This window comes from Streptomyces sp. NPDC091412, from assembly GCF_044756885.1.
Taxonomy (GTDB): Bacteria; Actinomycetota; Actinomycetes; order Streptomycetales; family Streptomycetaceae; genus Streptomyces.
Window position 1 is genome coordinate 1 of the sequence record NZ_JBIVTV010000014.1, and the last position, 14,516, is coordinate 14,516.

The following is a 14,516-nucleotide window of genomic DNA, read 5'->3' on the forward strand; positions in this document are numbered from 1 at the left end:
AACTGCAGGCACTCCTCGCCACCTGGGCCGGCACCTGCCCCACCTGCCACCGCGACATACCCGAACCGATACGCACCTGACCAAGCCCTACTAGTGTCGTGCCCACCTTCGCAGCTTCCCGATGACACGACCCTTGTGGAGACGAGTAGCCGAGATTTCGCCTGGGCTCGTCATGAAAGCCGTGAGGGGCGTCCATCGCTTACGTCCGTTGCGCGCCGTCCACCTCACCGCGGGGAAGTCCGTGATCTCCGTGATGCGCTCTCGGTCGATTACCCGCGTGCGAAGGTAGCCACGGATCACCAACCGTGAGTGTTCACATGTCACGCCGAGGCGATATCCCCGCACCGCCAGGACAGCAAACCCGATCAGGGCCAGACCAGCCGCAAGCCGCGCAACGGCGGTATCGGCTTGCGTCGCGTACGCAATGCAGGCAACAGCTGGAACGACTCCGAGGCTGCTGTTGGCCAAACGGTTCAGCGTGGATGGCGATTGCTCCATGAGGTTCCTCGCGTGATCAGCATCTGCCGGCGCAGCCTACATTCGACGGTCCGCTCGACATCATGAGCACCGCTAAAGCCGATTCCGCACCTGTGATCAGGAGCGGATCATCGCTACTACGTGCTCCAGCTGCGTGTGCATGACCCATAGCCACACCGGTCCATCAGACGATTCGCACTCGATCACCAAGACGCCGGCCGGGAGCCACAACCATTCGAGGCCCTCCTGCTGGCGTACTCGGACAAAACGCAGATCTGCCGGGACCTCACGGAGCCGAGTCCACGGCCAGCGAGGCTCCCATCGAAACTCTTCAGCATCAGCTCGCACCCGACCCGAGCTCCAGCGGCCCCTGTTCGGCCGCTTGACCCCGATCAGGAAGAGGGCTACCTGCCCCGCCTTGGCCCGTTCCATGGCCCGCCGCGATCGCCAACGGCGGATCGCCTCGCCGAGCAGCACGCCGAGCACAACGCAGATCCCCATAACCATCCGCGCAGTAAAACAGGTTGGCGACTGATCAACAAAAGGTCGAGTCCACCGGCCACCGGCGGTGAGCCTCCGTCCAACCTGACGCGTGAGCCCGGCAGTTGGGCTGACAACGTGGTGACTCGGGCAGGCCTCGCGGCAGGACGCTCGCGCAGCCTTCCTCGAACTCGGCATCACGGTCGAGGACAAGCTCTGGCTGAACGGCGGCAACACCCGTGGCGTCCTCGCCCCACGTGTTCGTATTGCTGATCCTCGTCCGCCAGTTGACCGGCGTTGCGCCGGACGGCGTCGCCCGGTGGCTCGGAGTCATCTGACACGGCCGGATGAATCATCCCACCCCCTGCAACCACACGGCTCCTTCACGAGTCATACACACGCAAGCCATGCATCACGCCTCAGGGGAGATCTTGAAGACCCGCACCACCACGTATGCCGCCATCCTGCTGACCGCCGCTGCCGCTCTGACCGCGTGCGACGACAGCACCAGCAGCGACAGCGGCAAGCCGGCCAGCCCCAAGCCCTCGGCCACTGCCGAGAAGGAGCCGGCCCAGAAGCAGAAGGAGGAGAGCCACAAGGCCGCCGGCATCCCGCCCAAGCCGACCGGCCAGAAGCGCCAGCAGCTCCTCGACGCGCTCGCCAAGGCCGCCCCGGACGTCGTCCGTTACGAGGACAAGGCCATCGACGCCGCCCGCAATCAGTGCAGCTCCATCAACGGCGGGGGTTCCACACTCGACTGGGCCGCCTCTCAGCGCTTCAGCTACAAGGACGTCACCACCACCGAAGCTCAGGGCAAGGCCATCAACGACGCTCTCAAGACCTCCGGCTTCTGCACGGTGTGACCCCCGCCGCTACAGGCAGGGCCCTGCCACGCCCGTCGTGGCGGGGCCACCACTCGGCTGACTGTTCGACGGCCGGTTGGGGTGCGGATACCGCCCCCTTCCAGGCTGTCGCCATTCACCTCGCCCTCGCCGCCAAGGAACCCCTGATGCCGATCAACTTCGACAAGCTCCCGGCCGGCCTGGTCAACCTCACCAAGGCCGCCGCGGTCTCCCTGGAGAAGAACAACCTGACGGGGCAGCGGGCGGCCGTCTACCTGGTCCTCGACCGGTCCCGCAGCATGAGCCGCTACTACCGCGATGGCAGCGTGCAGCACCTCGCAGAGCAGGCCTTGGGCCTGTCCGCCAATCTCGACGACGACGGCATCGTCCCCACGATCTTCTTCGACAGCGATGCCCACCCCGCGGCCGACATCAGCGTCGACAACTACCAGGGCAGCATCGACCGCCACCACAAGGCGCTCGGCCGCATGGGTTCCACCAACTACGCCGCCGCCATGGACGAAGTCATCGACCACTACCTCGACTCCGACAGCACCGACCCCGCCTTCGTCATCTTCCAGACCGACGGCGGGCCGGACTCCCGGCGGGCCGCGGAACAGACGCTGTGCAAGGCGGCGAAACTGCCCATGTTCTGGCAGTTCATCGGCTTCGGCCCCGACCGTTTCGACTTCCTCCGCAGGCTCGACGACCTCGAGGTGCCGAAGAAGCGGGTCATCGACAACGCCGGCTTCTTCCCCGCCGGCGACGCCCCGAAGCGGATGTCACACGCGGAGTTGTACGACCGGCTGATGGGCGAGTTCCCCGACTGGCTTGTCGCGGCACGCGATGCCGGAATCGTGCCCTGACCATGCTGGTGAGCCCGCTTACGCAGAGTACGAGTTCCCACCACACCAGCCAGATCCGGCCCTTGAGCACGGCGGACAAGGGTGCCGTCGAACGCGGCGGCGCCATCGAGGCGTTCAGCAGCCCGGAAGACGCTCAGGCCCGTGCCCAGTACATCGAGTCGGTCACGAAGTCGATGCCCACGCTCGCCGAGTACGACTACGTGCACGGCAGCGTCCTGGTGCGGGTGTCGCACTACCTGATGCCGAAGCAGGCCGCGGAGTACGAGGCCGCCGCCAACGGACTCCGGAAGTAACCACCTTGGATTGGGCGTTCACGATCACCAAGGAGGCTGTGGCGGCCGCTCAGGCCGCTTCCGGCCGGCCGCGGCCGGAGGTCGTGCAGGCACTACGGCAGTCCCTGTGTCCGGACGGCAGCGTCTGTGCTGGTCGTCCACTCGTTCCGTGTGTCCGTGGGCGTCGAGGAACTCCAGGAGCGGCACGGCGACCCTGCGGGTGGTGTCGAGGGCCGTGCGGGCCTCGCTGAGTGTGAAGGGCTGGGGCAGGTGGCGGAGCACCGCGGCGGCCTCGGCGTCGGCTCCCGGCAGCAGCACGATCCCGTCGCCGACCCGCAGCAGCTCGCCCGCCGAGACCGCCGCGGCCACGGCTTTGCGGTCGAGTCCCAGGGCGGTGAGACGATCGGCCTCGGGGGCACGGAACGGTGCCGTCTCCAGGTCGCGCCGCACCGAGTCGACGGCCGCCCGGACCGGCGGCGGCAGGGTGGGACCGATGCTGTCGGGCCGGTACAGGCGCCCTTCCCGTCGCAGCAGACGGGGCTCGCCCGGCGCCGCGGCGAGGGCGTCCACCAGCGCCCGGTCGGGCAGATCCAGCAGGTGCCGGGCCGCCTCGGCGGGCAGTCCCGGCTCCATGGGGTGCAGGCGTGCGTGCTCCGCGACCTCGGCGGCCAGTCTCTCGCGCAGCCGGGCCCAGTGGGCCTCGTCGGCCAGCCAGTCCCCGGTGACCGGCCCGGTGGGCGGCGGGACGCCCATGGCCAGCAGCCGGGAGCGGCGGACGAGTCCGCGGCGCCGCAGCTCGGCCGCTCCGTCGGGGCGGTCCGTCATCGCGGCCAGTACGGCGGCCCTGGCCCGTCCGGCGCCCCGCCGGGTCAGGTCCGGCGGGCACACGTCGAGCACGGTCACACCGCAGGGTCTCCGCCCGCCCCCGGGTTCACGCAGGACGGCCCGGTCCCCGACGCGCAGGGGCAGTGCGGTGCGCAGGGTCAGCCGGGCGGTGTCCTCGCCGAGGGGGCGGGCGGTCACCGCGACGGCCGCCGTGCCGATGTGCAGGGTGACGCTCCGGGGCAGCTCGCCGACCGGCTCACCGGTGACGCGCACGTCGATCCGGTCGGTGAACAGCCAGCGGTCCGGCGCCAGCAGCACCTTCCCCCGCCGCAGTTGCCCGGCGAGGGGGCCGTGCACGTTGACCGCGACCCGCGCCACGCCGCTGACGGCACTCCGGTCCTGTTGCAGGCACTGGAGCCCGCGCACCCTCAGCGTGTGCGCGCCGGCCCCGTTCACCAGCCGGTCGCCGACGCGCAGGGTGCCCGCGCCGAGCGTGCCGGTCACGACGGTGCCGTGCCCGCGCGCGGTGAAGGCGCGGTCCAGCCACAGCCGTACGTCCGCGTCGGCGGGCGGCACGGGCAGTGCGCGGGTCGTCCGGGCCAGTTCGGCGCGCAGTTCGTCCAGTCCGGCGCCGGTCACCGCGCTCACCGCGACGGACGGCACGGTCCCGAGCGAGGTCCGGGACAGTCGCTTGACGGCCTCGGCGCGCACCGGCTCGGGGTCGGCCAGGTCGCTGCGGGTCACGGCGAGCACCGCGTGCCGTACACCGAGCGCGTCGAGGATCGCGAGGTGTTCCTCGGACTGCGGCTGCCAGCCCTGGTCGGCGGCGACCACGAACAGCACGGCGGGCACCGGGCCGACTCCGGCCAGCATGGTGGCCACGAACCGCTCGTGGCCGGGTACGTCGACGAAGGCGAGACGTTCGCCCTCGGCGTCCGGCGGCGTCCACACGAAGCCGAGGTCGAGCGTGAGTCCCCTGCGCCGCTCCTCCTCGTAGCGGTCGGGTTCCATCCCGGTCAGGGCCCGTACCAGGGCGGACTTGCCGTGGTCGACGTGCCCCGCGGTGGCCAGCACTCGCATGGCCCCTACCTCTCCGCCGCCGACCGCACGGCCTCGGCGAGGCGTTCGTCGTCCCCCGGCGGCACCGCACGCAGGTCCAGCAGGCACCGCCCGCCCTCCAGGCGCCCCACCACGGGCACCTCACCGGTGCGCAGTACGGCGGCGTAGGGCTCCGGCAGGGACAGCGCGGCGCTGGGCAGTGTCACTCCCGGCGCCCCGCCGCCGCCGACGGTGGCGGTCCCGGGGACGGCCCGGACGTCCTCGATCCCGGCGGCGCCCAGTGCGGCGGCGAGGTGTTCGGCCCGCCGCATGAGCCCTGTGGCGTCGGCGGTCAGGAAAGCGGCCGTCGGGGTCCGGGGGCCCGTCAGGGTCGCCTCCAGCGCGGCCAGGGTGAGTTTGTCCACGCGCAGGGCACGGGCCAGGGGGTGCCGGGTGAGGGTGCGCAGGAGTTCCGCGTCGCCGAGGAGCAGTCCGCACTGGGGGCCGCCGAGCAGTTTGTCGCCGCTCGCCGTCACCAGGGCCGCGCCGGACCTCAACTGGGTCTCGGCGTCGGGCTCGTCGGGCAGCAGCGCATGGGGCGCGAGCAGTCCGGAGCCGATGTCGGCCACCACCGGAACGCCCAACGCCGACAGATCGCCGACACCGGCGGCCCGAGTGAAGCCGGTGATGCGGAAGTTGGAGGGATGGATCTTCAGGACGAACGCCGTGCCGGGGCCGATCACGTCGGCGTAGTCCTGGACGGTCGTACGGTTCGTGGTGCCGACCTCGCGGAGCCGGGCCCCGGTGGAGACCAGCAGGTCCGGCAGCCGGAAGCCGTCCCCGATCTCCACCATCTCACCGCGGCTGATGACGATCTCCCTGCCCGCGGCGAGCGCGGTGGCGGCGAGGACGAGCGCGGCGGCGCCGTTGTTGACGACATGGGCCGCGGCGGCGGACGGCACCCGGTCGCGCAGCGCGTCCAGGGCCGTACGGCCCCGGCGGGCGCGAACGCCGGTGCGCAGATCGAGTTCGACGTCCGTGGGCCCGGCGGCGTCCTGCACCGCCTGCCGGGCCGCGGCGGACAGGGAGGCGCGGCCGAGGTTGGTGTGCAGCAGGACCCCGGTCGCGTTGATCACCGGACGCAGCCCGCCGACCACCCGCGGCAGCAGCGCCACGGCGGTGTCCGCCACCTGCTCTGGGGTGATGGCGCCCTGGCGTGCCCGCTCCTGCGCCTGCCGGACCGCGGCCTTCACCGGGCCCGGCCCGAGCCGCGCCGCCGCGTCCACCAGGCGCGCGTCCCGCAGGACGGCGTCCGTACGGGGGATCCGCCGGCGGGCATCGCTCACCGCACGGTCATGGCCGGTCCGGCCGTGACCGGTCGGGCCGGAACCGGGGGCGTCCGCACCGGTCTCCTGGCCCGCTCGCCGCCCCGTGACCTGTTGCTCCACCTGGCCTCTCCGTCCACAGACCGACCTCGCGGGGGTGTCAACGCCCGCCCATGGTCTCCCAGTGCCCGCGGCCGTCCGCACGACACGCCGTACGAGTGGTCAGGCTTCCGCGCACCCGCTGTCCGGCCGCTCCCCCGGGCAGCCGCTCGGGTACCCGGCCGGGACCGGACGACGCGTCCCGGCCTGCCTTCGCGTCACCGCCGTCCGTCCACGCGGCCTCTCGGGATGCCGACCCGCGAACCGGCGTCCAGCGTCTACCGCTGGAAGCCGCAACAGGGCGTGATCTCGGCGCGCGGGGCGAACCACCCACGGCAGGCGATGGGTGACGGCACGTCAATCCCCCGGGAAGACAGCCGGGAAGACAGCCGTGGGGTGCGGCCCGGTCGGGGCGGTCAGCCGCCGCTGTGGTCGGTGCGGAGCCGTACCTGCTCCTCCAGGCGGCGCAGGCTGCTGTCAAGGGCGTCGCAGGCGGCGCGCTCGCCCGGATCGTGGCGGTCGTCGAAGAACGACAGGTGGACCGTCACCTCGCTGGCGCCGCTGCCGATGCCCGCGACCTGGAGCCAGCCCGCGTAGCCGCCCTGCTCGCGGGTGCCCCACTCGATCCGCATCTGGTCGCGTTCGGCGCGCAGCTGAGCGGCGGTGTCCCGGTCCGCGTGGTCCTCGTGCACCGTGACGGCCGGGGGCTCCTCCGCGTGCACGTGCAGTTCGCCGGGCAGCCAGGCCTCGAACCGGCCGACGTCGGCGGCCTCGTCGAAGACGCGCTCGGGCTGAGCGGACATCGTGCGTGAACGTTCGTACTCGGCCATGACGGCACCGTTCCTCCGCTCGGGGGTCGTACGACGAACGCGTGCCCCTTCTGCCACGGCCGAAAAGCGCGGGCGCCGGAAACGGCTCGTGCGCGGGACGTCAGGGCGGGGCGCGCCGCAGTGCGCGCAGCACCGCCCAGGTGACGGAGACGAACGGGACGGCGACCACGGCGCCGATCACGCCCGCGACGATGCCGCCCGCGATGACGGAGACGGCGACGACGAGCGGGTGCAGGCGCACCGCCCAGCTCATCACCACCGGGTGCAGCACATGTCCTTCGAGCTGGCCGATGACGACGATCAGGGCGAGCACGGCCGCCGCGGTGAGCGGGCCACGCCCCGCGAGGGCGACCACCGTGGCCACGCCGAGCGCGACCGGTGAGCCGATCAGCGGCACGAACGTGGCGAAGAACTCCAGGAGCGTCAGCGGCAGCGCGAGCGGTACGCGCAGCACCAGCAGGACGACACCGACGAGCACGGCGTTGGTGGCCGCCACGATGATGATGCCGCGCGTGTACCCGGCGAACGTCCGCCAGGCGGCCTGCCCGGCCCGGTCCCACACCGGCCGGGCCTCGCTGGGCAGCAGCTGGTCGCGCGCCCACCGCCAGAGGTTCTCGCCGGAGTGGATGAAGAAGACGGAGGAGAAGACCGCGAGGGCGACCCCGGTGACCAGTTCGACGAGCCTGCCGAAGCCGCTGAGCGCGCTGCTGAGGAGCCCGGCGCGGTGGGCGGACAGGTAGGCCAGGACCTGTTTCTGCAGGTCGGCCAGCTTGCCCTGGCTGAGCCGGAACGGCGGGCGCTGGAGCCACTGCTCGATCCGGTGGATGCCGCCGCCGAACTCGCCCGCGAGCTTCGCCGACTCCCCCGCCACCGCGTTGCCCACGAGCGCCAGCAGGGCGAGCAGGAGCAGCAGGCTGCCGACCAGGGCGACGGCGACGCACAGCGCTCGGGGCAGGAAGCGGTTCAGCAGGTCGGTGAGGGGGCGCAGGACCGAGGTGATGACCAGGCCCAGGAACAGGGCCACGGCGATGAGCTGGAAGCGGCCGAGGACGGTGAAGACGCCGTAGACGACGACGCCGACGAGGATGAGGCGCCAGGCGTAGGCGGCGGCGACCCGCAGCCAGGGCACGGTGCTCTCGGCCTTCGGGACCAAGGGAACGGTGCGGGCGCGCGGCGGGAGGCGTACGGAGTGCGCCGGGCGGCTGCCGGGCCCCCGGCGCGCGGCCCGGCGCCCGCGGCCCGGCCCGCCCGCCGGAGCGCCCGCACCAGCCACCGCGCCTCCCCTTCCGGACCGGCCGTCCCGTCCGGGCCGTCACACCCGGACCGCCGGACCGCGCCGCCTTCGACATCGCCTGTCGAGCGCTGGTGAGCACCCGTGAGGCGTCTTGAGCCCTCTTGAGCCGTCTTGAGCACCGTAAGGGCTGGTCGAGCGGGGGCAGGGGTGCAGTTCGCCCGGGTGGGCGGTCATCGGGGGCATCAGGGGGAACGGGTTGCCCGTCCGGCGCACGGCGCGGTGCGGGTGGGCCGGGGCGGTCCGGCCCGTCACGGCGGTGTCTCCTCCAGCAGTTCGGGGCCGTTGTTGCGGACGCTGTTGACGGCCGGGGAGACGGGCCGGGCGCCGAGCCTGCCGTCCGCGGGCGGGCTCAGCAGCGTCCGCAGTTCGCCGGGGTCCTGATGGCGGGGGTCGAGCCAGGCGTCGTAATGCTCCGGGCTGAGGGCCAGCGGCATCCGGGGGTGGACACGGCCGGCCTCGTCGGTGGCCTCGGTGGTGATGATGGTGCACGTGGTCAGCCAGGCGGCGGGGTCGTCGTCCCGCGCCACGTGCGGGTCGCGCCAGTACGCGTACAGGCCGGCGAGCGCCATCAGCGCGCCGTCCTCGGGGCTGATGTAGTACGGCTGCTTGCGGGTCCTGCCGGTGTCGGCGGACTTGATCTGCTGCCATTCGTAGAAGCCGTCGGCGGGCAGCAGGCAGCGATTCCGCACGAAGGCGCGGCGGAAGGCCGGCTTCTCGTGCACGGTCTCCACCCGGGCGTTGATCATCCGGGCGCCGGCCCTCACGTCCTTCGCCCAGGACGGGACCAGTCCCCAGCGCAGCGGCCGCAGCTCCCTGCGTACGGCGGCCGCGGTGCGGTCCTCGCGCGGGGCGCGTTCGAGAACGGCCCACACCTCGTCGGTCGGGGCGACGTTCCAGCTCGGCGCCAGCGCCTCCGCCGGGCGCCATTCGGTGACCCGGAAGTGCCGGACCAGGTCCTCCGGACCGCGGGTGGAGACGTAGCGACCGCACATGGGGCCAGGGTGCCACGGCGGCACGGCCGCGGTCGGGAGCGCCTCACGGGGCGGGGAGGCGGCGGGGGGCTCTCCCCCCTGTTCTGTTGGGGGGCCGACTGATGGGGACTGTGTTGGGGTCCGACTGATGGGGACTGATCTGATGGGGACTGATGGGGCTGGTGGGCTCTGACGGGGTCTGGTGGGCCTCACGCCTCCGGTGCCGGCAGGGTCACCTCGAAGCGGCAGCCGCCCGGGATGTTGCGGACGGCGGCACGGCCCTGGTGGGCCTCGACGATGCCGCGGACGATGGCCAGGCCCAGGCCCGCTCCCGCGGGGGGTGTGCGGGCGTGGGTGCCGCGCCAGCCGGTGTCGAAGACGCGCGGAAGGTCCTCCTCGGGGATGCCGCCGCAGCCGTCCGTGACGGACAGGACGACCCCGGCGGGGGAACATGCGGCGGCTACCGCGACCGTGCCGTCGGCGGGTGTGCGGCGGATCGCGTTCACCAGCAGGTTGCCCAGCACGCGGCTCATCTCCTTGCCGTCCACCTCGACCGGCACCGGCTCGACGTGGTCGGCCACGAGGTGGACGCCGAGTTCCCTCGCCAGCGGGTCCGCCCCGGCGAGCGCGTCGCCGACCAGGTCGTACACGGAGATCCGGGAGCGGGTGAGGGCCAGGGAGCCGGCGTGGATGCGGGACAGCTCGAAGAGGTCGCCCACCATGTCGTTGAGGCGCTCCACCTCGGTGCGGATCTGCCGGAGGTAGCGGTCCGGATCGGCGGCCACCCCGTCCTCCAGCGCCTCGGACATGGCACGCAGTCCGGCGAGCGGGGTGCGCAGGTCGTGGGAGATCCAGGCGACGAGTTCCCGGCGGGAGGACTCCAGGGCACGCTCACGCTCCCGGGACTCGGCGAGCCGGGCACTGGTGGCCGCCAACTCGCGGCTCAGCGACTCGAGTTCGGCGGTCGCCGGACGGTGGGGCGCGGCGAAGTCGCCGCCGTCGCCGAGCGAGCGGGCCGCGCGGGCCAGCTCGCGGCTGCGGGCCACGACCCAGCGGCCCAGGAGCAGCGCGGTGGCCAGGGACACCACCGCCGCCATCGCCACGACGGTGGTGACGACGGACAGGTCGTGCGCGGACAGGAACATCGCCTGGGCCACGGCCAGGGTTCCGGTCAGCATCGCGCCCACCGCCACGGCGGCGACCACGGCGAGCGAGGCCGTCAGCGAGCGCCGCCGGATCAGCCGCAGCGCGCCCGCGCCGGCCAGACCCGCCACGGCGGCGCCGAGGAAGGCGTACAGGGCGATGAACAGGGTGTCGCGCACCGTCAACTCCCGTCGTGTCCGGTGGGGTCGAACCGGTAGCCGACGCCCCACACGGTCTGGATGAGACGGGGCCGGGCCGGGTCGTCCTCGACCTTGCCGCGCAGCCGCCGGACGTGGACGGTGACCGTGGAGAGGTCGCCGAAGTCCCATCCCCACACCTCGCGCATCAGGTCCTCGCGGCTGAAGACCCGGCCGGGGTGGCGCAGGAAGAAGGTGAGCAGGTCGAACTCGCGCAGGGTGAGTGCGATTTCGGCGCCATCCCTGGTGGCACGGCGGCCGGCCGGGTCCACGGCGAGTCCGGCCGCGGCGAGCGGCCGCGGCGCGGTGGCGGGCCGGGTGCGGCGCAGCACAGACTCCACCCGCAGGACGAGCTCGCGGGGGCTGAACGGCTTGGTGACGTAGTCGTCGGCGCCGACCTCCAGGCCCAGGATGCGGTCGTCCTCGTCGCCGCGGGCGGTGAGCATGATGACCGGTACCGGGCCGCGCCCGCGCATCCGGCGGCACACCTCCAGTCCGTCCATGCCCGGCAGCATCAGGTCGAGCACGACCAGGTCCGGCCAGTGGGCGGCGGCCAGGGCGAGCGCGGTCGGCCCGTCCGCGGCACGGTCGACGACATGGCCCGCGCGGTCCAGGTAGCCGGAGACGATCTCGGCGACCGTGGCGTCGTCCTCGACGACCAGCACCCGCGCCGCCCCGGCCGGCCGCCGCTCGCCGGATCCGGCACCCGTGGACTCGTACGACTCCTGCATACCTCCAGCGTGACACCGCCCCCACCCCCGTGCCGCCCCCGAGCGCTCCCCAGCCTCGGACGTCCGCATTCCGTAAGGAGTCCGGGCCGGACGGGAGTGAGGCACCTCACGGGAAGGTCACGAATACGTATCGGACATTCCACGCTTCAATCTTCACGCCAGGCACACATGTTCGCTAAGTTGACGACCAGGCCGCACGATTGCCTCCGGCGAGTCGCGTCGGATCGTGCGACCTCCGCCGAGTCCGGTAGGCACCCACAGCGGCCGGAGCCGGGGAACCGACCAACCTCGGGGTGAAGCGGCTCAACTGTCCCTCCGGACAAGGGCCGTAGGGCACGCCTTCCACAGAACGTCCGCCCGACGCCGAGAGCAGAACCGGTAGGCGGCCCATGGGAGGAGTGCGTCCTTCTTGACGCGGGAACGACCGAGCGACGACAGGCCCAGCCGCGCCGAGGTCCAGCAGCGGATCAGCAGCCTCTACGACCAGGCGGAGAACGCCACGGGGAATTTCAACGCCACCCGTGCGATGAGCAAGAGCGCACGTACGCGGCGCGGTTCGGCCGGCTGGAGCGGTTCCGGGGGATCCGATCCGGCGCTCGACCGGGTGGCCAGGAAGTGGTTCGACGTGGGGCGCGCCCAGTTGGGTCCGACCATGCCCGCGGTCCTGCCGCCGGACCGTATGCCCAACCCGGCCAACTCCCCTGCCGCCGCGCCGAGCAGGCGTCCGGCGGATGTCCGCGAGAGTCTGGGCCTCGAGGCGGGCAGGGCGTCTCGGCCGGAGCTGACCGCGGGCCCGGCGGGCCCGGTACCCGAACTGCCGGCCGCGGTGCGGGACACCACGCCCCCACCGGAGTTGCCCGCCGCGCCCACCGCCGCCGTGCCCGCCTCCCCCGTGGCGGAACTGACCGCCCGCTCCATGGAACCGCCGGCCGCCGGAACGGCGGGACCGGTGCCCACCGGCACCATGGAAGTACTCCCCAACAGGACCATGCAGCCACCGCCCACGGGGACCATGGGGGCCCTCCCCGCCGACATCATGCAGGCGCCCCGCACCGGCAGCATGGGAGCACTCCCCGTCGGCATCATGCAGCCACCGCCCACCGGCACCATCGGCTCGCTGCCGAACGGGACCACAGGGGTACTCCCGACAGGAACCATGGAAGCGCCGACCACCGGCACCATGGGCGTACTCCCCACCGGCACCATGCAGGCACCAACCACCGGCACCATGGGCGTACTCCCCACCGGCACCATGCAGGCACCAACCACCGGCACCATGGAGGCGCTCTCCGCCGGGACCCTGGAGGCGTCGGCCACCGGGACCATGGATGTACTCAGCAGCGGAAGTCCGGGCACTGCGACCCCGCCCGCGGGCCCCGTCGCGGGGTTTGCGGGTGTCGCCGAGGCGGGGCGCGAGGTGGTCGGCGGGGCGGGTGTCTCGGTCGCGCCCCGCCGGCAGGCCGCGGTGCGGCGGCCTGCCAAGGAGCGGATGCGGAACAAGCTCGCACGGGCCGGCGAGATGCTGTCCCGGCACGTCGCGCAACAGAGCGCGCCGCCGCCCGCTGCCGTCGGGGCGCGCCCGGCCGAGGAGCCCCGGCCCGCGCCTCAGCCGGAGGCGGCGCAGTGGCAGCAGCACGCCACGGGACTGTTCGACACGACCCCGCCGCTGGACGGCAACTCGCTCTTCGACGCCAGCCAGGCCGGCGGCCCGGGAGCGGCGGGCGAGCCGGGGGCCGCCACCGGCCCCGACCCCGCCACCGGCCCAGGCGTCGGCGTCGGCGACAGCCCGGTCTCGGCCTACGAGCGGAAGGCCGCCAAGGCGCTGGCCTTCGCCCGCACCCAGATCGGCAAGCCGTGCGTGTGGGGGGCCACCGGTCCGGGCTCCTACGACTGCTCGAGTCTCACCCAGGCCGCCTGGCGGGCCGCCGGGGTGGCCCTGCCCCGTACCACCCACGAACAGGTCGGCTCCGGCGCGATGATCCAGCTCGCCGAACTGGAGCCGGGGGACCTGATCTTCTTCTACGGCGAGGTCAGCCACGTGGGCCTGTACGCGGGCAACGGCACCATGGTCCACGCCCCGAGTCCGGGCGCGTCGATACGCGAGGAGTCGATCTTCTTCGCGGGCCCACGGGCCATCCACAGCGCGATACGTCCGGCCTGAGCCGTCACGGCCGTCACGGTGGGAGGCCCGGGGAGCCGGAGCCTCCCGACCCGCCGTTCACGCGTTCTTGCGGCCCACCCCGGCGTACACCCAGAACTGGGACGGATCCTCCGGGATCTCCTCGTCCCGGTCCGGGCGCCACAGCGGGACGTAGACCAGCCCCGGCTCCGCCAGGGCGAAGCCGTCGAAGAGGGACGTGATCTCGTCGTGGGAGCGTGCCGTGACCGGCGAGGTGGCCCGGTCGCGGTACAGCTGCCCGACGGCCGCGGCCGTGTCCGGACGGTCCTCGTCCGTGGCGTGGGTCAGGGCCAGCCAGCTGCCCGCGGGCAGGGCGTCCCGGAAGGCGGCCACGATGCCGCCCGGGTCCTCCCGCGGTGTGACGAAGTGCAGGATCGTGATCATCAGAACGGCGACGGGCTCCTCGAAGTCGATGAGCTTGCTCACCTGCGGCGCGGAGAGTACCCCCGCGGGATCACGGATGTCGGCGGCCACGATCGCCGCGTCCGGGTTGTCGGCGAGCAGGGCCTCGCTGTGCGCGACCGCGACCGGGTCGTTGTCCACGTACACCACCTTGGCGCCGGGGCTGGCGGCCTGGGCGACCTCGTGCACATTGCCCTGGGTGGGGATCCCGGAGCCGAGGTCGATGAACTGGCGTACCCCGGCGTCCACCAGGAACCGCACGGCGCGGCCCAGGAAGGCGCGGTTGGCACGGGCCAGAGTGCGCACCTGGGGATCGATCGCCGTGAAGGCGGCCACCGCCTCCCGGTCGATGGCGAAGTTGTGCTCGCCGCCCAGCATCGCGTCGTACATCCGGGCCACGCTGGCCTTGCCCGGATCCACGCCCCGCGGCAGTCCGTCTCCGTCCCGCATGACCAACTCCCCTACTATGAAACGACCTTGACTGTTCATCATATAGTTGCCAGTGGCATACGACGCCGTACCGCCCGACCGGTCCGACCGGCCTG

12 protein-coding genes and 1 riboswitch are annotated in these 14,516 nt (G+C 72.8%); of the genes, 4 read left to right on the top strand and 8 right to left on the bottom strand.

Annotated elements, in window-relative coordinates; genetic code table 11:
* Nucleotides 1-1,364 precede the first annotated feature (1,364 nt).
* The 3 genes from ACIQMV_RS27730 (at nucleotide 1,365) to ACIQMV_RS27740 (ending at nucleotide 2,958) form a co-directional block, all read left to right on the top strand.
* A complete protein-coding gene (locus ACIQMV_RS27730; protein WP_402596116.1) occupies nucleotides 1,365-1,820 on the top strand; it encodes a hypothetical protein in 456 nt (151 codons plus the stop codon).
* Between the two features lie 146 nt (nucleotides 1,821-1,966).
* Nucleotides 1,967-2,665, top strand: coding sequence for a vWA domain-containing protein (locus tag ACIQMV_RS27735; protein WP_402596117.1), 699 nt, complete (start codon nucleotides 1,967-1,969; stop codon nucleotides 2,663-2,665).
* A gap of 62 nt (nucleotides 2,666-2,727) precedes the next feature.
* A complete protein-coding gene (locus ACIQMV_RS27740) occupies nucleotides 2,728-2,958 on the top strand; it encodes a hypothetical protein (protein ID WP_402596118.1) in 231 nt (76 codons plus the stop codon).
* Nucleotides 2,959-2,982: 24 nt separating this feature from the next.
* Here ACIQMV_RS27740 and ACIQMV_RS27745 read toward each other — a convergent pair whose 3' ends face one another.
* The 7 genes from ACIQMV_RS27745 to ACIQMV_RS27775 form a co-directional block, all read right to left on the bottom strand.
* Nucleotides 2,983-4,842, bottom strand: a complete 1,860-nt coding sequence (locus ACIQMV_RS27745; RefSeq protein ID WP_402596119.1) for a SelB C-terminal domain-containing protein — start codon at nucleotides 4,840-4,842, stop codon at nucleotides 2,983-2,985.
* A gap of 5 nt (nucleotides 4,843-4,847) precedes the next feature.
* Nucleotides 4,848-6,146 carry an L-seryl-tRNA(Sec) selenium transferase gene (selA, locus tag ACIQMV_RS27750; RefSeq protein WP_402596120.1) on the bottom strand — a complete coding sequence of 433 codons (1,299 nt, stop codon included), beginning with the start codon at nucleotides 6,144-6,146 and terminating at the stop codon, nucleotides 4,848-4,850.
* 494 nt (nucleotides 6,147-6,640) lie between these two features.
* A complete protein-coding gene (locus tag ACIQMV_RS27755) occupies nucleotides 6,641-7,054 on the bottom strand; it encodes an SRPBCC family protein (protein ID WP_402596121.1) in 414 nt (137 codons plus the stop codon).
* A 100-nt stretch (nucleotides 7,055-7,154) separates the two neighbouring features.
* A complete protein-coding gene (locus ACIQMV_RS27760; protein ID WP_402596122.1) occupies nucleotides 7,155-8,327 on the bottom strand; it encodes an AI-2E family transporter in 1,173 nt (390 codons plus the stop codon).
* A gap of 269 nt (nucleotides 8,328-8,596) precedes the next feature.
* Nucleotides 8,597-9,340, bottom strand: a complete 744-nt coding sequence (locus tag ACIQMV_RS27765) for an SOS response-associated peptidase (RefSeq protein ID WP_402596123.1) — start codon at nucleotides 9,338-9,340, stop codon at nucleotides 8,597-8,599.
* Nucleotides 9,341-9,528: 188 nt separating this feature from the next.
* Nucleotides 9,529-10,641 (bottom strand): sensor histidine kinase, encoded by a 1,113-nt coding sequence (locus ACIQMV_RS27770; protein ID WP_402596124.1) that lies wholly within the window; start codon nucleotides 10,639-10,641, stop codon nucleotides 9,529-9,531.
* 2 nt (nucleotides 10,642-10,643) lie between these two features.
* Nucleotides 10,644-11,390: a response regulator transcription factor gene (locus tag ACIQMV_RS27775; protein ID WP_402596125.1), complete on the bottom strand. Its 747-nt coding sequence runs from the start codon at nucleotides 11,388-11,390 to the stop codon at nucleotides 10,644-10,646.
* Between the two features lie 226 nt (nucleotides 11,391-11,616).
* Nucleotides 11,617-11,791: riboswitch (cyclic di-AMP (ydaO/yuaA leader) on the top strand.
* Between the two features lie 8 nt (nucleotides 11,792-11,799).
* On the opposite strand from ACIQMV_RS27775, the gene ACIQMV_RS27780 reads away from it, so the two are divergent.
* Nucleotides 11,800-13,551 carry an NlpC/P60 family protein gene (locus tag ACIQMV_RS27780; RefSeq protein WP_402596126.1) on the top strand — a complete coding sequence of 584 codons (1,752 nt, stop codon included), beginning with the start codon at nucleotides 11,800-11,802 and terminating at the stop codon, nucleotides 13,549-13,551.
* Nucleotides 13,552-13,608: 57 nt separating this feature from the next.
* On the opposite strand, the gene ACIQMV_RS27785 is transcribed toward ACIQMV_RS27780, so the two are convergent.
* Nucleotides 13,609-14,421, bottom strand: a complete 813-nt coding sequence (locus ACIQMV_RS27785) for an SAM-dependent methyltransferase (RefSeq protein ID WP_402596127.1) — start codon at nucleotides 14,419-14,421, stop codon at nucleotides 13,609-13,611.
* Nucleotides 14,422-14,516 lie beyond the last annotated feature (95 nt).

Coding starts and splice junctions, on each gene's coding strand:
- ACIQMV_RS27730 (WP_402596116.1), top strand. CDS start 1,365: ATGCATCACGCCTCAGGGGAGATCTTGAAGACCCGCACCACCACGTAT.
- ACIQMV_RS27735 (WP_402596117.1), top strand. CDS start 1,967: ATGCCGATCAACTTCGACAAGCTCCCGGCCGGCCTGGTCAACCTCACC.
- ACIQMV_RS27745 (WP_402596119.1), bottom strand. CDS start 4,842: ATGCGAGTGCTGGCCACCGCGGGGCACGTCGACCACGGCAAGTCCGCC.
- ACIQMV_RS27755 (WP_402596121.1), bottom strand. CDS start 7,054: ATGGCCGAGTACGAACGTTCACGCACGATGTCCGCTCAGCCCGAGCGC.
- ACIQMV_RS27765 (WP_402596123.1), bottom strand. CDS start 9,340: ATGTGCGGTCGCTACGTCTCCACCCGCGGTCCGGAGGACCTGGTCCGG.
- ACIQMV_RS27775 (WP_402596125.1), bottom strand. CDS start 11,390: ATGCAGGAGTCGTACGAGTCCACGGGTGCCGGATCCGGCGAGCGGCGG.
- ACIQMV_RS27785 (WP_402596127.1), bottom strand. CDS start 14,421: ATGCGGGACGGAGACGGACTGCCGCGGGGCGTGGATCCGGGCAAGGCC.